Genomic DNA, 20,569 nt, shown 5'->3' on the forward strand with positions numbered 1-20,569 from the left:
CGGCGGAGAAGACATCGTTGATCGTGACAAGCGCTCGACCCGTCAGCGTCCTGATCGTCGACGACTCTCCGTCCAGTCGACGGGCTGTCGCCACCATCCTGCAGCGTCACGGTTATCGTATCCTGGAGGCGGCGAACGGACAGGAAGGACTCGCCCGCATGGCGGAGCGGCCGGACCTGGTGCTCCTCGACGTGGAGCTGCCCGACATCCAGGGGCCAGAGGTCTGTCGCCGCATCAAGAACAACCCGTTCACGGCGCACACGCCCGTGCTCGAGTTCTCGGCAGCGCACGTCAGCACGGGCGACCAGGCGCACGGCTTGAACGAAGGCGCGGATGCCTACCTGCCGCTGCCCGTCGACCCGGCCGTGCTCGTGGCCACCGTGCGCAGCATGCTCCGCCTGCGCGCCGCACTGGAGCGCGTCGATCGGCTGCACAGGCTCACGACGGCGCTCACCATCACGGCGACGGCGTCCGAGATCGCGAAGGTCGTGCTCGATCACGCGATGGAAGCGGCGGGGGCGTCGGGTGGTGCGGTCGCGCTGCTCGACGGCAGCGGCACCGCCTTCGAGATCACCGTCGAAGCCGGTGATCTGCGGAGCTGGCTCTCCAGCCCCACGGAGCGGGACGATTCACCGCGACAGATCCCGCTGCAGTCTCCCTTTCCACTCACCGTCTGCGCATGGACGGGAGAAGCGATCTGGCTCGAGTCGGGAGAAGCTTATGCCGCGGGGTACCCCCATCTCGCCCGGCCTTCCACGTCGACGGCCGCCGCGGGCGCGGAGATCCAGGGCCTCGCCGCGATCCCGCTGCTCATCGAGGGGCGCTCCGTGGGCGCCCTCGGGCTGGTGTTTCCTGCGCCGCGCGCGTTCCCCGAGCCGGAGCGCGCCTTTCTCTGCACGGTGACCCAGCATGGCGCGCAGGCGCTGGAGCGCGCGCGCTTGTTCCAGGCAGAGCGCGAGGCCCGCGAGCGCGCCGAGCAGGCCATGGAGCAGGAGCGCAGGAGCGCGCGGGCGCGCGAGGACATCATCGCGGTGGTCTCGCATGATCTCCGCAACCCGCTGCACCTGGTGACCATGGGCGGCCAGATCATCCACACCCAGGCCCCCGCGGGGCCTTCGGGAAGCATGATCCGCAAGCACTCCGAGCGCATCCTGCGCGCCGCAGAGCGCATGAACGGTCTGATCCGCGACCTCCTGGACGCCGCGAGCATCGAGGCGGGCGCGTTCCGGGTCGATCTGGGCACGCAGTCGGTCCCCGCGCTGATCAGCGACGCCTTCGACGCGGTGCTGCCGCTCGCCAAGGCCAAGGCGATCGAATTGCATCGCGAGGTGGTTGCGCTGGACGCCGACTGCGATCGCGATCGCGTGCTCCAGGCCATCGTCAATCTGCTCACCAACGCGGTGAAGTTCACGCCGGAGCAAGGGCTCATCCGCCTCTCGGCCGAAGCGAGGGATGGAGGGGTCGTGTTCTCCGTGGCCGACACCGGTCCTGGCGTCGCGCCCGATCAGGTCTCGAAGCTCTTCGATCGCTACGAGCGCCAGAGCCGCGCGACCGGCGGAGGCACGGGCCTCGGTCTGTACATCGCCAAGGCCATCGTGGAAGCCCACGGGGGCACGATCTGGGTGGAGAGCCCGCCAGGCCGGGGCGCGATCTTCTCGTTCTACCTTCCCCGCGCCCGCCGCTCCGACAACCCCTGAAGCCAGCCGCAGGGGCGGCGTGTCGGTCCGTCCGCTCCACCACGCTCGCCGAGACGCCGTGACAGGGCACAGCTCCACATCCTGCGCTCGATGTGACCCTGTGACAGAGCACAGCCCTGCATCCTGCGCTCGATGTGACCCTGTGACAGGGCACAGTCCCGCATCCTGCGCTCGCCGTGACCCTGTGACAGGGCACAGCCCTGCATCCTGCACTCGATGTGACCCTGTGACAGGGCACAGTCCCGCATCCTGCGCTCGCCGTGACCCTGTGACAGGGCACAGACCCGCATCCTGCACTCGACGAGGCGCTGTGACAGGGCACAGCCCTGCATCGGACGCTCACGTCGCCACAAGGATGTGAGGCGTCCCATCCCGCCTCCGAGCGGATGGGACGTCACCGAGAGGCGACACGACCGATACGCACCGCATCCATGAATTCGAGCCGGACCGCAACGCGCCGCCGACGAAGCGTCGGCTGTGACGAAGAGTCGCTGTATGGAAGGAAAGAAGAGAGAGCGGCGCGCCATCTCGACGCGAGGCCAGGCGCACCGCCGGGTGGGATCAGATCGTCGAGCAGGACGAAGGCGCCACCTCATCCGGGTCAGGACCCGACGACGCCGGTGAGGTCGGGCTCACGGGTGCCTGAGGCGTGGGTTTTTGAGCCCTGGGTTTGCGGGGTCGATGCGGAATGACGTCGTGGATGTCCGCTTCGGTGAACCCTGCGGCCTTGTAGAGGCGCTTCAGGTGCGACAACTCGATGCCGAGGTTGCGCACGATGGCGAGGCGCACCCGCTGGAGCAGCTCGATCTGAAGCACTCCGCCCGCCGCGGCCTCCACCGCCGCGCCGAGCTCTTGCGCCGAGGCGGCGATCGCGACGGATGCCGCCTGGGCCTGGGCTGCCGGGAGCTGGGGGTGCAAGCCCGAGATCAGCAGCTTGGAGAGGATCTGCATGCGGTTGGCCTGGCTGGCCATGTCGCCGTCGACGTAATAGCCGATGCCGCCAGGGAAGATGAGCGCGAGCGCCGAGTCGTGACGAGGGCGCCCGACGGCGTTCCAGACCTCGTTGGCGATGCGACCGATCAGGGTGTGGGCGCGATCGCGCGCGGCGTCCCGGGTCGCGACGAGCGGCGCCGTTAAGGCGCGCGCTGCGACGAACTCGGCGTCGACCTCGTCGTGGTGCGCGAGCCCTGCGGCGAGCCGCTGCTCGGCGAGGGTCTGCCATGCCCCTCCGCGTGCGGTGGCATGAATGCGCGCGGTGCGCGCGTCCGCCACGATGGCGTCGGTGGAGGCGTCTTTACGAATCGTCCGTCCCATACGATGGTCTCCTCGGGCTTCGGTGCCCCTGGGTCGTGAAATGGGGAGGAGACCCCCGCGACCGCGCGCGAGCCCCCCCCGGTTGCTGGAAAAGTCAGCTCTTCAGGTAAGCACCGCCCGGGACCGATCAAGGGGACACAGGTAGAAAAGTTGAAGCGGCCGGAAGTTATGTAGGACAGCCTCGTACCCGCTTCACGGCATCGAATCCGACGAGGCGCAGGCGACGGCAGGGTGGCTCGCGGTCAGTGCGTCGCGAGGGTGGGCCGCCGCGCTCCGAAGGACGGAGGGATGTGCTGGCGAGAGGAGGGACGCGCTCGCGACGTTCGTGTGGGCGCCGCGAGAGGTTCGGTCAGGAGGGACGCTTCAAGCCGCCGGCTTGGGGACGTCGCCGAGAAGATCGAGGCGGGCCAGGCTGGAGCAGGTCTCGGCGATGGCGCGCATCAGCCTCAGCCTGTTCTCGCGGAGGGCGACGTCGTCGGCGTTGACGTAGACGTCGACGAAGTACTGGTTCAGCTTCGGCGCGAACTCGGCGACGGCGCTGAAGGCCTCGGCGTAGGCGCCCGTCCGCGCGGCCTGCGCGAGGCGCTCTCGCAGCGCCAGGTAGCCGTCGTGCACGAGGGTCTCGGTGGGGTGGATCCCTTCGCCGGCCGGCGCGGTCGGCTCCCCCGGAGGGGCCTTGTCGGCGATGTTCGCGGCGCGCTTGAAGACCTCGCCCACGCGGGCGCGCACGTCGGCGTCGAGGCTGGCGATGGCCGAGGCGCGGGCGCGCACGTCGAGCGGACGATCCGAGGCCACGGGCAAGCACGCGCCCACGGCGTCGCCAGGGAGGCGATCGGAGAGCAGCCCGCGCAGGCGCTCGGTGAAGAAGTCGCCGAGGCGGGCGACCAGCTCGTCTCGGCCGAGGTCGAGCGTGACGCCAGCGTAGCCGTCGTAGGCGGCGCGGAAGGCGTCGCTGAGGCGCAGGTCGAAGCCGTGATCCAGCACGGTGCGCAGCACGCCGAGGCAAGCACGGCGGAGGCCGTAGGGGTCGGCGGCGCCCGTGGGCGAGAGGCCGATGGCGAAGCAGCCGGCGAGGGTGTCGAGGCGGTCCGCGATGGACACGAGCGCGGCGGCAGGCGTGGATGCGGTGACGTCGGCGGCGCCGCGCGGCTGGTAGTGGTCACGGATGACGTCGGCGACGTCGGGGCTGACGCCCTGGGCGAGGGCGTACGCGCGGCCCATCTCGCCTTCCAGCTCGGGGAACTCGCCGACCATCAGCGAGACGAGATCGCACTTGGCGAGGTGCGCGCCCGAGGCGGCGGTGACGAGCACCGGCTCGGGGAGCTGGGCGAGGAGGCCCAGTTCGCGGGCGAGGCGCTCGACGCGTTCGGCCTTCGAGAGGACGGAGCCGAGGCGCTTCTGGAAGACGATGCCCGCGAGCTTCTTGCGGCGCTCGGCGAGGGGGACGCGGAGGTCTTCGGTGTAGAAGAAGCGGGCGTCGGAGAGGCGGGCGCGCATCACGCGGTCGCTGCCGCGCCGGATGTTCTCGGGGGCCTCGGCGGTGTTCACGACGGTGAGGTAACGCGGGAGGAGGGCGCCAGTGCGCGTGTCGCGGACGCCGAAGTAGCGCTGGTGGCCACGCGCCACCTCGAGGATCACCCGCTCGGGGAGGTCGAGGAACTCGCTGCCGAAGCTGCCGTCGACGACGTGAGGTTCCTCGACGAGCGAGAGGTTCTCACGGGCGAGGAAGTCGTCCTCGATGAGCGTGCCGCCGGCTTCGCTCGCGGCCGCGACGAGGCGCTCGCGCAGGAGCACCGCGCGCTCTTCCGGGTCGACGAGGACGTGGACCGCGCGCAGGGCAGGTACATATGCGGCGGGGGACTGGATGGAGATCTCGGCGGGCGCGAGGAAGCGGTGGCCGCGGGTCGTGCGGCCCGCGTGGATGCCTGCGAGCGCGAAGGGGACGATCGCTTCACCGTGCAGGGCGAGCAGCCACTGGATCGGACGGCCGAAGGCGAAGTCACCGCTGCCCCAGCGCATCGATTTGCGGAAGGGGATGGAGACGATGAGGTGGGTGAGCAGCTCGGGCAGCAGGTCGAGCGCCGCCTTGCCGGCTTCGCGCCGCGTGCCGACGACGTACTCGCCCTTGGGACCGGCGGCGCGGCGCAGTGCATCGACGGGGCAGCCGAGCTTCTGCGCGAAGGCTTCGGCGGCGCGGGTGGGCACGCCGTCCTTGTACGCGGCCTTGACCGGGGGGCCGGTGACCTCTTCTTCGAGGTCGGGTTGGCGTCCAGCGAGGCCCTCGACGATCAAGGTCAGGCGGCGCGGTGTGCCCAGCGCGCGGACGACGCCATGGGCGAGGCGCAGGTCGGACAGACGCTTGGTCGCGAGGTCGGGCAGGACGCGGAGGGCGGCGTCGACAAAGGAAGCGGGTAGCTCCTCGACGCCGATCTCGAGCAGCAGATCGCTCGCTTCGGTCGGCATGGGGCGCGGACGCTAGCGCTTTCCAGCTAGGCGCGCGAGGGTCTTCTTGAATGACGTGTCCTGGCCGCCCTGGGGCTGGTTCTTGTGCCCGAACAGGCTGCCGCCGCCTGCGCGGACGAGGCAATGCACGGACTCGGAGAAGGCCTTCTGGGCCTGCGAGAGCGCCGGATCGTCCGGGCTCGTCGCGGCAGCCGCGGCCGTGCCGAGCGCGTTGAGGGCGTCGTCGAGCGAGCCGCAAGGTGGCGGGGTGGCGGGCAGCGTGAGGGGTTCCGCGCCCGGGCAGCAGCGCGCTCGGAGGGCAGCGAAGGTGGCCAGCTCGTACCACCCGAGCAGCGCCCACTCCCGCATGCCGTCGGAGACGGCGCTGCCTTCGGCGCCGAGCACCACCTGCTTCTTGACGAGGGCGGCGCCGCGACGCGGATCCGTCTCGCCGCAGACGAACGCGAAGTCCGGGGGCCTGCGCGAGACGAAGGTGCCGTCGGGGAAGAGGGGCATCATGCAGGCGTTGATGCCGTCCGAGCTGGTGGCCGTCGTGGGGACGGCGGACGGGGACGCCGCGGTGGGAGCGGCTTGCGCGCCACCGGGGGGCGCGGCGGGGTCGCTCGCCGCAGTCGCGGTTGCGGCGCTGGCCGTGAGGGCGGCGGAAGGCTCTGGAGCAGGATCGAGAGGGTCACTCGGGGCGCTCGGGGAGCCCGAAGGGGAGGGTGCCGCGGGTGACGGCGACGCGGGTGCTGTCACCGGCGATGCGGCCACGCTGCTCGTGCCCGTGACCGAGGGATCCGGCGACGTGCTCGTGCGGTTCCAGAGCCAGGCCGTCACCGCGGCGCCCGTGAGCGCAGCGGCGAGGAAGACGATGAACGGCAGGGCCTTGCTGTGCGGTGCGCTCTGGGAGGCCCCCGCGACGCCGCTCGAGATGAACAGCACCGAGGAGGAGCCCTCTGCCGCTCCGGCGGGGGCCTCGACGTCCGCGGACAGAGGGACGCTCGACGAGACCGGCGCGACCTCGGGCTGGCCGCTGGAGGTCGGCGTCGACGAGGGAGGCACCGGGGAGCTGGGAGCAGGGGCAGGGCTCTCGGAAGCCGCCGGGGCAGGCGGATCCACGAGCCCCGCGAGGCTGGGTCTGCGCATCCCTGGAGGGCCGCTGTCCGGCGTGTCGTCCGCGAGGTCGACACGCGGAGCACGCGAAGCCCGAGGCTTGGCGTCGGGGTTCGGAGGAGGCGCAGCGAGCGCCACGGCGCGCCGCGAGATGACCTCGGTGACGACCTCTTCCGGCGGGAGCTCGGTCTCCGAGTGCACGGGAGAGCGCGGTGTGGTCGGGGGGGCCTCGCGCGTCGCAGGAGCACGCGTTGCAGGAGCGCGCGTTGTGGGAGAGGGGGATTTCGGGCGAGGTGACGTCGAGGAGCTGGCGGTCGCGGAAGCCGTCTTCGGAGAACTCGCGTTCGGTCTCGGCGAGCCTGTCTTCGGAGCGCCCTGAGCCGAGGCGTCACCCCCTGGAGGTGCGCCGCGTGTCGAGTTCGGCGCGCCAGCGCCCAGACCCAGGCTCGCCAGCGCGAGGATCTTGGAGGCCGGGGCGATCTGTCGGGAAGAGGCCGGGCCGGCGCTGGACGAGCCGCGCTCCGGCGAGGCGACGGCTCCGCCGGGTCGTGAGCGGGGGGCTGCGTCGCCACGGCGCGAGCTGACCGGGCCGGAGGCTGGCTTGACCGCTGCGGACTGGATCAGGTCCTCGAGCAGGCCACCGATGTCACCGCGGATGCGGGTGACGGCGTCCTGATCGGCTTCCTCTTCCTCGTCATCCGTGTCGCGGGGGGGTCGTTCTTCCAGCGGAGGGAGCTTGGAGAAGCGGGTCGAGGGGCGCCACGCTTCGAGGGCCGCGCGCAGCTCGGCGGCACGGGAGATGCGCGCGTCGAGATCACGCACCAGGGCACGATCGAGGACGTCCTGGAGCGCCGCGTCGCCCACGCCCTGCTCGGCGAGCGAGGGGATCGGCGTCTCCTCGATGCTCCGACGCACCTCGGATTCATCACCACCGACGAAGGGCTGACAGGCCGTGAGCGCCTCGTAGAGGGTGATGGCGATGCCCCAGGTGTCGTCCTCCGGCGACGTGCCCTCCCCCGCTGCCCGCTCGGGGGAGTGGTATGCGAGCAGGTAGGGCGCCTGGGTCGCGTCGACGAACTCGCCCCGCGAGGTGGAGGAATCTCCAGAGAGGCGCACGCAGCGGGGTGACACATGACCGTGCACCTTGCCTGCGGCGTGCAAGCGCTCGACGTTCTTGGCGAGGCGGATCGCCCAGGCGACGGCGTCCACGTCCTGCAACGCTCCCGCGCGCGCAATCCGGGCTGCAAGCGTCTCCATCCGGCTGGGAAGAGTAGTGCGCTCCGCCGGCGATGACCACTTCTGCGCGCCGCCCGATGGGCGCGAACGCACGGAATGAGGTGAGCCGCGTGTCAGATCACGTCGGACATGGTGTACCGGCCTGGTGAGCGTCCACGCAGAGCGCCGGCAGCTCGGAGCGCTCCACGCGCGAAGAGATCACGGTTCGTGGCGCGGTGAGTCAACTCCAGGCGTTCCCCAGGACCGAGCAGGTGGACGGTGTGGTCGCCGATGACATCACCACCGCGGATGGCCAGGATGCCCATTTCTTCCGGATCGCGAGGGCCCACGAGCCCTTGTCGCCCGTGCACGGGGCGCAGGCCTTCACGAGCGACGCGCACGGCCTGAGCGAGCCGTACGGCGGTCCCGCTCGGTGCGTCGACCTTGGCGCGGTGATGGGTCTCGACGATCTCCACGTCGAAGTCGGGGCCGAGGAGGCGCGCCGCGTCGGCTGCGAGCTGGGAAAGGACATGGACGCCCAGGCTGGTGTTGGGCGCCCAGAGGATCGGGACATGGCGCGCGGCCTCGTCGAGGAGGCGGTCGGTGGCCTCGTCGAGGCCCGTGGTGCCGCTCACGACGGCAACATTGGCGCGTGCGGCGAGCTGGAGAAGTCGCGGCACGGCGTCCGCGCGAGAGAAGTCGACGACGACGTCGGCACCGAGCAGTCCGGCGCTCAGGTCGTCGCTCATCTCGACGCCGAGATGACCAGCGGCCGCGACCTCGCCAGCGTCACGGCCGTGGTGCGCCGAGCCGCGCGAAACGATCGCGCCGACGACCTGGATGCCCGCGGCGACCGCAAGCCGCAGGACGCTCTGGCCCATGCGGCCGCCAGCGCCGTGAACGGCGATCTTGAGCGGTGTCGCCTCCTCGGGCGTGGTCACGCGAGGCCGCCCGCCGGGGTCACGCCGAGCCGGCCGAGCGTCTCGGTGATCTGACGGAGCGCCCCCTCGCTCGCGGGCACGAGCGGCAGGCGTACGTTGGGGTTCATCTTGCCGAGCCACGCCAGCGCCGCCTTGGCCGGGGCCGGGTTCGACTCGATGAACATCACGCCATGCACATCCAGCAAGGCGAGGTGCCTCGTGCGCGCGGTGCCGTACTCACCGGCCATCATGAGCCGAGGGATGTCACTCACCTCGCGGGGGAGCACGTTGGACGTCACGCTGATCACCCCACGCGCGCCCACGGCCATCATCGGGAGGGTCAGCACGTCGTCGCCGCAGAGGATGGCGAGGCGATCGCCGAGGCGGCGGATCAGCTCCTGGCAGCGGAGGACGTTGCCCGTGGCGTCCTTGAGACCCACGACGTTCGGCGCAGCGGTGCAAATCTGCTCGGTGGTCGCGGCGGAGAGGTCGGCCACCGTGCGGCCCGGGACGTTGTAGAGCACGATGGGCGCCGTGACGGCCTTTGCCACGGCGAGGACATGCTCGCGCAAGCCCTCCTGAGAGGGCTTGTTGTAGTACGGCATGACGATCATCACGCCGTCGGCGCCCGCGGCCATCGCCGCCTTCGACGCGGCGATGGTCTTCTTCGTCGAGAACGAGCCGGTGCCGGCGAGCACCTGCGCTCTTCCTCTGGCGACGCTGACCACGCGCTGGATGACGGCGACCGCTTCGTCCTCGGTCAAGGTCGGCGACTCGCCCGTGGTGCCGCATGGCACGAGTCCCTCGACCCCACCGGCGATCTGCGCCTCGACGAGGGCATCCAGCGCCTCGAAGTCGATGGCGTCGCCCTCCGGGGTGAAGGGGGTCACGAGCGCAGTGAACGTCCCGGCAAGGCGTAGATCCGGCATGGCGCCGGACGATGCGTGACTCCTTTTGCTCCGTCAAGCAAACGGCTGGAGCCACAGCGCGGATCCAGTGTCCGCGTACCTGGGCTCCCCCCGTTGTCAGGAGGCTCGCTGGTCAGGGCGCGAATCCGCTCGATGGCATTCTTCCGTCTTCAAACGATCACCCATGCACGCCTCACCCACGCACGCCTCACCCACGCACGCCTCACCCACACACGCCTCACCCACACGCCCTCCCACCTCTCATGCAAGGAGATTCCCTGTTCTCGTCCAGGCACATCGCTTCTTCTCCTGAAGGGGCCCCTCTCCTTCTTCCCACGGGAGGCTGGCGTCTTCCGTTTCGGGATCTCTCGGAGAGGCCGTGCTGTCGGCAATCTCCGGCTGTCGGATGCAGGGGGTGACCCCCCTTCGTCAGCGCCGCGCACCACGCCACCCAGCCCATCCAGCTCGCCCGGCGGGGGTTGCTAAGGGCGGATCGCGGACACACGTTGAGGATATGCAGACGCTACGAGAGTCGGAACTCCTGGGGTTTGTGCAGCTGGAGCTTGGCTCGCTCTCCGTGCGGGTCCCGGTCCGGTCTGCAAAAGCCGAGACAGAACAACCACTCGCTTCCTTCGAGGCAGAGGGAGATGCTTGCGCCATCGTGGTCCGAGGGGACACGTCCTCCCAGGCAGTGAACGCAGCGATGAAGGATGCCGTCGAGGTGGCCGCTCGCCACTTCTCGCGCAAGCTGCTGAACTAGTCCCGCGTGCCCTGCGTCAGGAGCCTGTCGGCCCCTGCGCTCCCGAGGATCGCTATCCCCGCGAGATCAGGGTGCGGGAGGAGGAAGATCGTCACCCGGAGGGAGTGGAATCTCGATCGTGAAGTCGTCGTTCTTCGGCTTGGTGGGCTTGCGAGGTCCCGTCTTGAGGGGACCCGTGGCTGCCGGAGCCGTCTGCGCGGGGAGCGGAGCCACTGCACCCTTCATGGGATCGACGGCTTCGACCGTCGCGCCCGAAGCGCTGCTCGCAGGTGAAGAAGGCGGCTGGGATGGTGTCGGCTCGGGCGCAGGGTCCTGAGCTTGAATGGCCGTCCGCTCGGGCGGCGCTGTTCCGGCGGGTGGCTCGGGCGGGAGCTGGGAGCGGATGACGACCCAGGCCACGATGCCCGCCAGGGCGATGAGGCTGAAGGTGAAGACACGCACCATCCGGCGGCGTCGTCCCCCTCCGTCGAGTTCGGGAGGAGGAGAGATGCCCACGCTGGACACCGGGTCTGGCAGCCGCGCCGGCTCGTGGACGTGCGTCGTCTGAACCGGCAAGCCAACGCGCGGGGCCACCGTCTGCGCAGGTGGGCCGGGATGCGGCGGAAGCTCCCCCTGCAGGACAGGAGAGAGCGGTCGTGAGGTGATGGGGCGCGGAGCGGGTGCGTCTTCGAAGGAGATGTCCTGGCTCTCGAAGGCGGCACGCGGAGGTGGCGCAGTGCCACTGGCCGGAGCTGGAGGCGGGGGCGCTCCCGGCTTGTCAGGAACCGACGGCGCTGCGGTCGGTGGTTCGGGCGCTGCAGACGCTCCGATCGCGAAAGGAGCCACGGCAGCGGCAGGCGCCACAGCAGCGACAGGAACGGGCGGGACCGAGGACGCTTTCGGCTCGGGAACTTCTGCTTCGGCCTCGATGAGGTCGTCGAGGTCGCCGGTCGATGGCTCCTGGAGTTCCTCGATGTCGGCGACGTCGAGTTCGACGGTCCTCCGCGCCACCCGCGCTGCGGACGTGGCTGCGGGTGGAAGGGGAGCGCCGGGCGCCAGAGACGCTTGCTTCTTCGCGGGCGGCGGCGGCGGCGGCGGCCGGGAAGCGACGGGGGCGCTTGCCACCTCGTCGGAGGGCCTGGGTGGCCTCGCCGAGAGCTTCGAGGAAGCAGCACCGTCGTCCGGGAGAGACGGCAGTCGGGGCGCCGGTGGGACGCTCGGCGCAGAGCGAGGGCGCGATTTCGCAGGCGGCGGTGGCGCGGAAGGACGGCGACTTCCCGTGCTGGTCGGTCGAGGGAGTGCGAGGGGCGCGCGAGGAAGGGTGGACTCGGTGGCGCCTGGTGCCTCGGTGCCAGGTTCGACGAGCCGGGTGAGGGACTCGGCGAGTTCGCGCGCGCTCGCGAAGCGGCCAGCGGGATCGCGATCGCAGGCGCGCGCAAACCACGCATCGAAGGACGCGGGCACGTCCGCCTTGACCCGGGAAGGGACGGGGACTTCGCCGATCGAGATCTTGATCAGCAGGTCGCCGACGCCTTCGCTGTCGAAGGGAAGCTCGCCGACGATGCACTCGTACGCGATGACGCCGAGCGCCCAGAGATCGGTGCGGAAATCGACCTCGCCGATGCCCTTGACCTGCTCCGGGCTCATGTAGTGGGGCGTTCCCACCAGGGTGCCGACGCTGGTCTTCTGCATCACGCGCTTCGGATCGCTCACCTTGGCGACGCCGAAGTCGAGGACCTTCACCACTTCCTCGTCTTCGTTCGCGACGATGAAGAAGTTCTCCGGCTTGAGGTCTCGGTGGACGATGCCTGCGGGATGCGCGCGGGAGAGCGCACGCGCGACGTGGGTGACGATGCGCGACGTCTCCTGGATGGTGAGGCGCTTGCGCTTGCGCAGGCGCTCGAAGAGGTCTTCGCCTTCGAGCAGCTCCATGACGATGAAGGGCTGCTCGCCGTCGATGCCGTGATCGAGGATCTGGACGACGTGGGCGCTGCGAAGCTGTGCGGCGGCGGTCGCCTCACGACGGAAGCGCTCTCGCGCGTCTTCCTTCTTGGCGAGCTCGGGATCGATCAGCTTGACGGCAACCTGCGTCGAGAGCGCAAGGTGCTCCGCAACCCATACCGAGGCCTGGGAGCCTTGCCCCAACGGCCGGATGAGCCGGTAACGTTGGCTCAGCACCCTGCCTACTTCGAACGACATCCCGGAGCGTGGAGCCTACGTTGTGAAGCGCGGCTCTGTCGAGGGCTCCCGGTGCATGGATCGTCAAGCACCCTGGCGCACAGTGGCTTTCATGAGCTCGCGCCACTCTTCGTGGGTCAGCTCGGGATAGATGTAGTCGCCTTCGAAATTTGTATGGTGCAGCATGAGCTTGGCGACACGGACGATCACGTGGGCAACGTCTTCGTCCTGAGGAGCCGCCGCGAGTTCCTGGGCGGCCTCGCGGATCGCCGCGTGCTGCTTGCAGGCGACCTGGACCTCCTCGCTCAGCCCGTGCTCTTCGAGATGCGGGAAGACCGCTGTCTCCTCGTACGTGAAATGCCGCTCCATCGGCCCCTGGAGGAAGGCGAGCAAGCTGTCACGCTCGAGGGTCGCGGCTTCGCGCGATTGCTCGGCGAGACCGATGAGCTTCCACGCCATATCACGGGCTCGGTCTTCCTCCTCGAAGAGGCCCGCGAGCATGCGGTCGTATTCCATGGCCTGGGGTGATCTCGTAGACCAATTCGTTCGGCGGGTCGAGGGGAGCGCGCGTCCACGCCTCCCGGAGAACGAGGCGTTTCAGCTCTCCTCGTCGGCCTCGGCCTCCGCGGCTTTCTTCTTTTTCTCGGCCTCCGCCTCGACGCGGACGATCTCGGCAAGCCGGGTGACCACGCCGTTCGCGACCATGGTGAGCACCTGTTTCTCGAGGGCCACGCGCTCCTGGGGCCGGCCTCCGAAGGAGATGCGCGACCTGGCCGGCGCACCTCCCTGAACGCGGCCCACGAGGGTGCAGCTCACCCGGTGGACGTCGCCCCGGGTGACCGAGGTGAACTCGACGATGCGGGCATGGAGGATCACCTTCTTGCCCGAGCCGAAATCTGCCTTGCTCGCCGCGCTCTTGAGCAAGGGCTTGAGCCTCTTGATCAGGAGATCGTGGAGATCACCGGCGGGCGCCTCGACCTTCTTCCACTCGACCTTGGTCTTGTTGCCCGCCTCGCTCACCGCCGGGGTCGCCACCGCTGCGACGGCCAGAAACAAGGCGAAGAGCCACGGAGAGAGGCGGCGCATCCCGAGGTCCTAGCGAGGAGGTCGCAGAGGGGCCAAGTTCACGCCGGAACGAGGGCGCTGCTGGAGAGCACTCGAGATGGTTGCACCGCGCGCAGGTTCTGCGGTGTGAGCCAGGAAGGCGCGTCCGGGCGAAGAGGTCAGAAATCGTGGTAGCCGACGGGCGGCTCGACGAGCTTGGCGGCACGCGCGGCGCCGCGAAACACGTAGTCGGAGTAGCTGTAGGGGCCGTCCGACCAGACCAGGAAATCGTCGTGCAGGACGCCGTTCGGGGCGCCATCGCACAGCTCCGGCGCGGCGATCACCGGGCCTTCCTGGTAGATCGGTGTGGAGGGCTGCTCGATCTCCTCTTCCGCCTCTTCCATGGCGGCGAGCGCACCGGCATGACGCTCGGTGTCGAGCTGGTCGACGGGACAGAGTTCCCAGTCGAGCAGGATGAGCTCCGGGTGAGGAGGCTCCTCGGCGCGTGATGCGAAGGGGGGATGGTCGACCGGAGCGAGGCCTGCCGAGGCGATGGCTGCACGCAGGCGGCGCTGGCGGTCACTTCGCTTGGCTTCGTCGGCCTCCCAGAACGCAGCGAGCGCGGCGATGACGTCCTCGGTCTTGGCTTCGCGCCACAGGCGAGGATCACGCGAGGCCGGATCCAGGTCGGGGACCTTGCGGCGCAGCGCGATGAAGGCTTCAGCGTGAGGAGCGAAGGTGGGGAGGTCTGCGAGGGCGTGATCGACGGACCAGTGGATGCGGTGATCCACCTCGACGATGTACCGGTGGCGCCCCAGGGCGCGCAGGAGACGGCCGATTTCTTCAGGGGTCCGCGCGGCGAAGGACCAGGCGAGCATCATGGCGTTACCCGTCGCAGCGAACGCTGGCGTTGATCATGTCGTGGCGAATCTCGGCGAGACAGCGCTTGGCGCAGTCGTCGAGGATATCGGCCTTCTCGGCCGCGCATCGCTGCAAGCAGGCGTCGCGCTTCGCGTCCTCGTCGAGGTCGCGCTGACCTTTCTTTCCCGAAGCGATGCCGCGGTACTTGCCGTCCATGATCTCGGCGGTGCAGCGGGTCTGGTCACTGCATCCGGTGGCGAACGAGACCACGCCGAAGAGGAGGACGCACCATCCCAGGAGGCTGTCACGAGAAAGCACGGGCGCACTTTACGCCGTCCTGGCGGGCTGTTGTCGATACTCCTCGGTGAACTCAGCGCTTCCCCTTCGGGAAATGCCAGACCCCGCCGAACCAGACGAGGCCGCCGTCAGGGCGGCGGACGGTGGTGGAGGGTGCGAAGAAGGCGCCGGGATAGGGTTCTTCCCAGCGGCCAGGGAGCCAGACCCAGCGACGGTTGCGCCACTGCCACTCGCCATCCACCCACACGGGGTCTTTCACGCCTTCGGGAGGCCCAGGGACGACCTCGACGTGCGCGGGTGGAGGGGGATAAGGGACGATGGCGAAGGGGTCCTGAGGCGAATGCCGCCCCAGCTCCGGGGTGGGGATCGCGTTCCCGCAGGCCAGGGGCGAGAGCGACGCGCACAGGATGAGCAGGCGGTGCGCGGTGGAGGGCAACCACCCGGGCCGCGCGGGTTCGTGCGGGTTGCACAGGATCATCCAGCGTCGATCCATGCAAGGTACGCTCCCAGCACCTCTTGCCCGACGAGGAGGAATTCGAGGGTGGCCAGCGCAAGGAAGGGACCGAAGGCCATGCGGGCCTGTCCGAACCCCTCCCCTGGCGCTTCGGCGAGGGGGTCCTCCGCGAACTCCCGCTCGGCCTCGGCGCGCTCTTCGCCGCTCAGGGCTTCGATCTCGGCGCGGACGCGTTCGCGCTCTTCCCGCACGGCTTCGGGCTCGTCGATTCGACCGCGGAAGAGGAGGAGCGCGATGGCAGCGAGCGTGCCCTGAACGGCGCCCGCGCCGAGGACGAAGAGGGCGCCGCCCCAGCCGAACCAGGCCCCCGCGAGCACGAGAAGCTTGGCATCACCGAGCCCCATGCCCACGCGGCCTCCTCGAAGCCGAGGGTAGATGACCACGAAGGGGAGCCAGACGATGACGAACCCGACGACCGCGCCGATCACGGCGTCGAGAAAGCCGAGGTCCCGCAACGATGCGGTGGCCAGGCCCAGCACGGCGCCCCCGAGGGTGATGGCGTCCGGGATGTACATGTGCTCGAGGTCGATGAACGTCGCAGCCAGCAGCCCCAGGGCGAGGGCGAGATCTGCCGTGTAGATGGCGAGAGCGCGCGCGATGGGCGTGCTGTCGGGCAGGCGCAGGATGATCACTTCGACGATGGCCAGCGAGAGCAGCCCCCCCGCGGCCTCGACGAGGGGGTAGCGCGCGCTCACCTTGGCGCCGCAGCAACGCGCGCGGCCCCGGAGCAGGAGCCACGAGAACAGCGGGACGTTGTCCCAGGGTCGGATGGGCTTGCCGCAGGCCGGGCACGTGGAGCCGGGATGGACGACGCTCATTTCCCGCGGGACGCGGTAGATGACGACGTTGAGAAAGCTGCCCCAGAGGAGGCCGAAGCACACCGCGAAGGCGCGGAGAAACCAGGGGGGGAAGTCGGCGAGGGTCACCGGATGCTGGACCGGAGCATAGCGCGCACTTTGACGGGGGAGAGTTCCCGCAGCATAAAGCTGTCCGTCGTGCGGACCATGCAGAGGAGAAAGCTCGCCCTTGGGCTCGCCATCGCCGCAGGTTTGGCGGGTTGTCGGGGCGGCAGCGGAGGGAGCGGCTCGGAGGATCGTGGGTCGCAGGCCTTGCACCCGAACGGAAAGGTGCTGGAGGCCGCAGAGAACGAGGAGACGGCCGGTAGCGTCGATGCGGGAAGGCGCTCGCCCGCAGCGGCAGGGCCGGCGACGATCGACATTCCCGGAGGGAAGCTCGTGGCCGGGAGCACACCTGGCGACAAGGGGCGCGATCCGACGCTCGAGCCCACGCTGCTGGAGGTCGAACTCGGCGGGTACGGCGTGGACCGCTACCTCTATCCGAACGATCCGAGCAAGCCACCCCTCACCGGGGTGACCCGAGCGAAGGCGGCAGAGCTCTGCCAGCAAGGGGGTGGACGGCTGTGCACGGAGCTGGAATGGGAGCACGCCTGCAAGGGGAAGGAGTCTTCGCCCTATGCCACCGGTGCGGCCTGGGATGCGACCTGTGAGAAGGAGCCGGCGTCGTGCGCTTCGCCGTTCGGGGTGCTCGGGATGGGCGCACTCCGGGAGTGGACCGCGAGCGATGTGAGCGAGATCGAGGACTTGCGCCCCAAGGCGGCGGCGGTGCGAGGTGCGAGCCGCGGGGCGCAGACGCCTGATCATCGGTGTGCGCACCGCAGCGCGGTCGACGCGACGGCGAGCGGAAACGATCTCGGCTTCCGCTGCTGCCGAGGCGCACCGAACGCCGTGAGCGTCCCTTCGCCAGGCTGGCAGCAGACGTACCGGAAGGCGGAGATCACGCCAGCTCAGGTGGCCGAGATGATCGCGTCCGTGCCGAACCTCCGGGACATCGCGGGCACCGAGGTCGTGTTCTTCAAGGAGCCGGAGGACGTGAACACGGTGCTCTCCCGCGCCGATGCCGGCGGGCCGCCGCCCAACACGACGCTCACCACCTCACCGCTGCTGTGGAGCCCGGTCCCCGGGGAGGAACTCCTCGTCGTGGCAGGCCGCGCCGACAAGAACTCGTTCGTGCTGGCCTTCTACAGGTTGCCAGGGGACCGCTACCGCATCGCCTCGTCGCTGGTGCTCAAGGACGAGAAGGGCCCCGTGGTGCTGGGCTTCAACGGCTACATCCGGAAGCGACTTCCCTGGGCCACCTGCCTGGAGTGCCGTGGGGAGTCGGGCCACGTGACCTACCGCGACGATCACCGGGTGGTGATCATCCAGAAGTAGGGCGCGGGAGGGCGATGACGCCGGTGATGATCCGGCGGTAGGTCGCCGAGTACTGGATCAGGCGCTCGACGGCATCGGCGAGCTCGGCCTGGTCGAGCGACTCGGTGGGAAGTTCGGCGCAGAGCAAGGGCTGATCGTGCTCGTCGAAGGCGAACTTGGCGAGGCGCATGTCGCGGTTCGCTTCGAGCAGGTGTACCGGCAGCTCGCTCACGAGCTTGGCGTCGCTGCCGAGCACGTCGAGCATGGAGAGGACGACCCAGCCTTCCGCGTGCTGGATGAAGAACGGCGGGAACGCGGCCACACCTTCCTCGCGCGGCCGAACGCGCAGGGTCGAGGCGTTCTCGATGTCGGCGCGGTAACCGAGGCCGTCGATCCAGCTCTTGAGGGTGGCCAGGTCCATAGGGGGAGGATTTGGCACCGCGTCGCAGCGCGGATCAAGGGTGGTCACACCCCTCTGCTGCCGTTCATAGACCGAGCGCGGCCTCGCCATGGCGCACGCGCTTGGCCTCGATGAGGGACAGCAAGGCCAGTCGCCGTTCATCGAGATCGATCAGCGTGCGTGGCGAGACGAGCCACTGGTCGAAGCCGGTGAGGGGTGCAGGGGCAGAGGGTGCGCCACCACGAGAGGTCACCTCACGAGTGGGGAGGGCGATGCTACCTGGAGCGAGGTGTGCGGCCATCTGGGCACGCCCGAGCTGGAGCAGACCAGCGTGCAGCGTGCGAGGGAAGCGCTCGACGGCGGCGAGACGACGCAGGAGAAGATCGAGGGCGTGCACCGGAACGAGGGCAGGAAAGGCGTCGGCGTTGTCGTCCAGGATCAACGCGTCACCGTCCACATCCAGCAGCAGGTCGGGACGGCGAATGTGACCCGACAGGTAGTCGAGGACGAGCATCTCCACATAATCACGGACCAGCTGCGTGCGCTCTTCGGCCAGGGGTGTGAGAGACGCGGCCCATCGGCTCCACTGCTCCATCTCTGCGGCGCCATCGACGGCTCTGATGCGCCTCGTGCAGCTGGCGGACGGCGGCCGTGGCGCCCCCAGAGGTCTTGATGTACCGAGCGCCTGTCCTTGAACGAGCGCATCGACGGAGCCATCGTTCATCACCACCAGCTCACGGAGCAGTTCCGGACCGCCGGGCTGGCCTTCGAGCAGCCGCGCCACGTCGCCCACCGGAATGCGACGGAGAACGGCGGAGGGTACCGTGCGCGCGCCGAGCGCCGACGCGAGGCGAGCAAAAGCGAGGGGGCGACGCCACGCATGGGTCTGACCTCGACGCGAAAGCCACAGGGTGACCGTGGCCGGCTCGCCGTGTCCGCGCGCGAGCTGCGCCACGAGGCCAGCAGAACGACCTCGCCGAGACGACTCGGGGCAGGCAGACGGCTCACTCTCCGGAGAGCGCAACGACAGCAGACGTCCCTCTCCGAGGAACGTGGAGGCATGGGCCTCGGAGCGGTCGGAGAAACGCGGAGGCTCGAGCGAGAGGGGGTGTCCAGCGCTCGCGCCCGAGTGCAGCGCGGAGGTGCTGGCCGCCTGCGCTGCTCCGAGCGGGTCTTGTAAAGAGAGAGGGACCGGAGGCTTCGCCATCCCAGGTGACGACGAACGATCCTCCGTTCCGATCTCACCTGCCACTTCACCCAGATAAGCGCTCGAGCACCCCGCCAACCAAAGCGTCGCGAGAAGGCCCGCTCTCATGCGCCACGGGCTCGAGGTTCGAGGACCGACGTGGGCGACGACGAGATGCGTTTCTCGTCCGTGCTCGTCGGCGCAAGCACCCGCTCGCGAAGAAAGCGTTCCACGCGCTCCCGCACCATCTCTTTGCGCTCGAGCGGGACCACGTGAGTCCCACCCTGGGCCATCAGGAGCTCACCGCGCGGCAGCGCTGCGGCCATCTCCTCGGCGCGGCGAGACGGCGTGAACGAGTCGCGATCGCCTCCGATGACCAGCGCTGGAATGTCGAGCTGAGGGAGCAGATCCGAGGCATCGCTGTCGCCCGCGCTGCGCAGCATGCGCAGAAACATGAGCACGTCGATGTCGACCATGTGCCGCATGTACGGCATGACGTCATCCGGGGTCACCGAGCGACGATCGACCTCCCCCGTGAGCAGCGCGAAGCGGAGCGCCAGGGGTGGGGGGAGATTGCTCCACAGCGCGCGCGCGAGATCTGGCCTCGCCTCCACGCGCTCGATGACCCGCGGCAGAATCTGCGCGAGCACATCGGTCCCCTTGAACGAGTGGGTCACGCGGCCGGGCGCACCACAGATGAGGATCAGCCCGCGCACCCCTTCACGGTGGTGACGCAGGTGTTCGAGGACCACCTGACAGCCGAACGAGTGGCCGACGAGAACGACGGGCTCGGGAGCGCCAGACGGCGAAGAGCCCATCGCTTGCGGCGGTCCAGCCCCGATGGCTTCCCGCACTGCGGCGAGATCGCGCGCGTGGTCGGTCACCTGGATCGCGTCAGGATCAGCGGGGAGACCGCTGCGACCATGACCGCGGTAGTTCCAGTGCGCGACATCGACCAGGCGCGCCAGGTCGTCCCACAAATACTTCCAGATGAACCCATCGCAGGCGATGCCGTCGCAGAGCACCGCCCGGATACGTTCACCGTCCCCGTCAGGAAGCGCATCACGCTCGCGTTTGCGAACGTAAATGCGCGTGCCGTCGTGACCGACTGCGAACAGCTCACGAACCATGGCGCCCTGCGGGGACCGCCGCGGCGGCGCGGCGGCAGCGCTACCCAGCGTCCTCCTCATCGTCAGCCACGTCGTTGACGCTCGGGAGTTTCTTGATCTCCACCCGCGCCAGCTTCCAGGCGCGCTGCACGACCCAGGACAGCGAGCGATCGAGCCGCGCCGCCTCCTCTTTGATCTCTTGCAGCATCGACTCCGGGAAGTAGAGGCTTTGCTTTCGTTTGTCGGTCTTAGGCGCTTCGTTCTTCGCCAGCGTGTCCTTGTCGGTCATACGCGCTTGAGGCTCCCGGTTCCGAGACGCGTGCGTACGTTACCGTACGGGCCCCTTCCGTGAAAAGGATTCGTTTTTCCAGCCATCTATTTCTTCGACTCCCCGTAACTGCTGCACAACTACCGCATTT

At 69.3% G+C, this 20,569-nt stretch carries 18 protein-coding genes; 2 read left to right on the plus strand and 16 right to left on the minus strand.

Annotated features, from left to right (window positions below):
* Positions 1-23: 23 nt before the first annotated feature.
* Complete coding sequence (locus CMC5_RS01630) at positions 24-1,697, plus strand: ATP-binding protein (protein WP_169796427.1); 1,674 nt, start codon at positions 24-26, stop codon at positions 1,695-1,697.
* Between the two features lie 561 nt (positions 1,698-2,258).
* On the opposite strand, the gene CMC5_RS01635 is transcribed toward CMC5_RS01630, so the two are convergent.
* The 12 genes from CMC5_RS01635 to CMC5_RS01695 all read right to left on the minus strand — a co-directional run bounded on the left by CMC5_RS01635 (position 2,259) and on the right by CMC5_RS01695 (position 16,171).
* Positions 2,259-3,011: a hypothetical protein gene (locus CMC5_RS01635; protein ID WP_050428768.1), complete on the minus strand. Its 753-nt coding sequence runs from the start codon at positions 3,009-3,011 to the stop codon at positions 2,259-2,261.
* 363 nt (positions 3,012-3,374) lie between these two features.
* Entirely contained in the window at positions 3,375-5,474 is a 2,100-nt protein-coding gene (glyS, locus tag CMC5_RS01640) for a glycine--tRNA ligase subunit beta (RefSeq protein WP_050428769.1), read from the minus strand.
* A 12-nt stretch (positions 5,475-5,486) separates the two neighbouring features.
* A complete protein-coding gene (locus CMC5_RS01645) occupies positions 5,487-7,826 on the minus strand; it encodes a serine/threonine-protein kinase (protein ID WP_156338039.1) in 2,340 nt (779 codons plus the stop codon).
* Between the two features lie 92 nt (positions 7,827-7,918).
* A complete protein-coding gene (gene dapB, locus CMC5_RS01650) occupies positions 7,919-8,725 on the minus strand; it encodes a 4-hydroxy-tetrahydrodipicolinate reductase (protein ID WP_050428771.1) in 807 nt (268 codons plus the stop codon).
* The gene (dapA, locus tag CMC5_RS01655; protein ID WP_050428772.1) at positions 8,722-9,633 is read right to left on the minus strand and encodes a 4-hydroxy-tetrahydrodipicolinate synthase; all 912 of its coding nucleotides are present in this window, start codon (positions 9,631-9,633) and stop codon (positions 8,722-8,724) included. The genes dapB and dapA overlap by 4 nt, the downstream gene beginning before the upstream one ends.
* An 805-nt stretch (positions 9,634-10,438) precedes the next feature.
* Positions 10,439-12,550 carry a serine/threonine-protein kinase gene (locus tag CMC5_RS01665; RefSeq protein WP_082362155.1) on the minus strand — a complete coding sequence of 704 codons (2,112 nt, stop codon included), beginning with the start codon at positions 12,548-12,550 and terminating at the stop codon, positions 10,439-10,441.
* A 63-nt stretch (positions 12,551-12,613) separates the two neighbouring features.
* A complete protein-coding gene (locus tag CMC5_RS01670) occupies positions 12,614-13,045 on the minus strand; it encodes a hemerythrin domain-containing protein (RefSeq protein WP_050428775.1) in 432 nt (143 codons plus the stop codon).
* Positions 13,046-13,126: 81 nt separating this feature from the next.
* Entirely contained in the window at positions 13,127-13,615 is a 489-nt protein-coding gene (locus tag CMC5_RS01675; RefSeq protein WP_050428776.1) for a hypothetical protein, read from the minus strand.
* Positions 13,616-13,752: 137 nt separating this feature from the next.
* Positions 13,753-14,454: a hypothetical protein gene (locus CMC5_RS01680; protein ID WP_050428777.1), complete on the minus strand. Its 702-nt coding sequence runs from the start codon at positions 14,452-14,454 to the stop codon at positions 13,753-13,755.
* Between the two features lie 4 nt (positions 14,455-14,458).
* The gene (locus tag CMC5_RS01685) at positions 14,459-14,752 is read right to left on the minus strand and encodes a hypothetical protein (protein ID WP_050428778.1); all 294 of its coding nucleotides are present in this window, start codon (positions 14,750-14,752) and stop codon (positions 14,459-14,461) included.
* Positions 14,753-14,804: 52 nt separating this feature from the next.
* Positions 14,805-15,224: a hypothetical protein gene (locus CMC5_RS01690; protein ID WP_245678224.1), complete on the minus strand. Its 420-nt coding sequence runs from the start codon at positions 15,222-15,224 to the stop codon at positions 14,805-14,807.
* A complete protein-coding gene (locus CMC5_RS01695) occupies positions 15,206-16,171 on the minus strand; it encodes a prepilin peptidase (protein WP_050428779.1) in 966 nt (321 codons plus the stop codon). Before CMC5_RS01695 ends, CMC5_RS01690 begins: the two co-directional genes overlap by 19 nt.
* A 78-nt stretch (positions 16,172-16,249) precedes the next feature.
* Between CMC5_RS01695 and CMC5_RS01700 the strand changes: the two genes are divergently transcribed.
* Positions 16,250-17,476 carry a formylglycine-generating enzyme family protein gene (locus CMC5_RS01700; RefSeq protein WP_050435644.1) on the plus strand — a complete coding sequence of 409 codons (1,227 nt, stop codon included), beginning with the start codon at positions 16,250-16,252 and terminating at the stop codon, positions 17,474-17,476.
* Here the strand turns inward: CMC5_RS01700 and CMC5_RS01705 are convergent.
* From CMC5_RS01705 to CMC5_RS01725, 4 genes are all read right to left on the minus strand, one after another.
* Positions 17,463-17,876 (minus strand): CesT family type III secretion system chaperone, encoded by a 414-nt coding sequence (locus CMC5_RS01705; RefSeq protein ID WP_050428780.1) that lies wholly within the window; start codon positions 17,874-17,876, stop codon positions 17,463-17,465. The two genes, CMC5_RS01700 and CMC5_RS01705, sit on opposite strands and share 14 nt — an antisense overlap.
* 64 nt (positions 17,877-17,940) lie before the next feature.
* Complete coding sequence (locus tag CMC5_RS43865; RefSeq protein WP_156338041.1) at positions 17,941-18,810, minus strand: hypothetical protein; 870 nt, start codon at positions 18,808-18,810, stop codon at positions 17,941-17,943.
* Between the two features lie 356 nt (positions 18,811-19,166).
* On the minus strand, positions 19,167-20,231 hold the full coding sequence (locus CMC5_RS01720) for an alpha/beta fold hydrolase (protein WP_245678226.1): 1,065 nt from the start codon (positions 20,229-20,231) through the stop codon (positions 19,167-19,169).
* On the minus strand, positions 20,212-20,439 hold the full coding sequence (locus CMC5_RS01725) for a TIGR04563 family protein (protein WP_044244894.1): 228 nt from the start codon (positions 20,437-20,439) through the stop codon (positions 20,212-20,214). The genes CMC5_RS01720 and CMC5_RS01725 overlap by 20 nt, the downstream gene beginning before the upstream one ends.
* Positions 20,440-20,569: the final 130 nt, after the last annotated feature.

Origin of the sequence: Chondromyces crocatus, assembly GCF_001189295.1 — a bacterium.
Taxonomy (GTDB): Bacteria; Myxococcota_A; Polyangia; order Polyangiales; family Polyangiaceae; genus Chondromyces; species Chondromyces crocatus.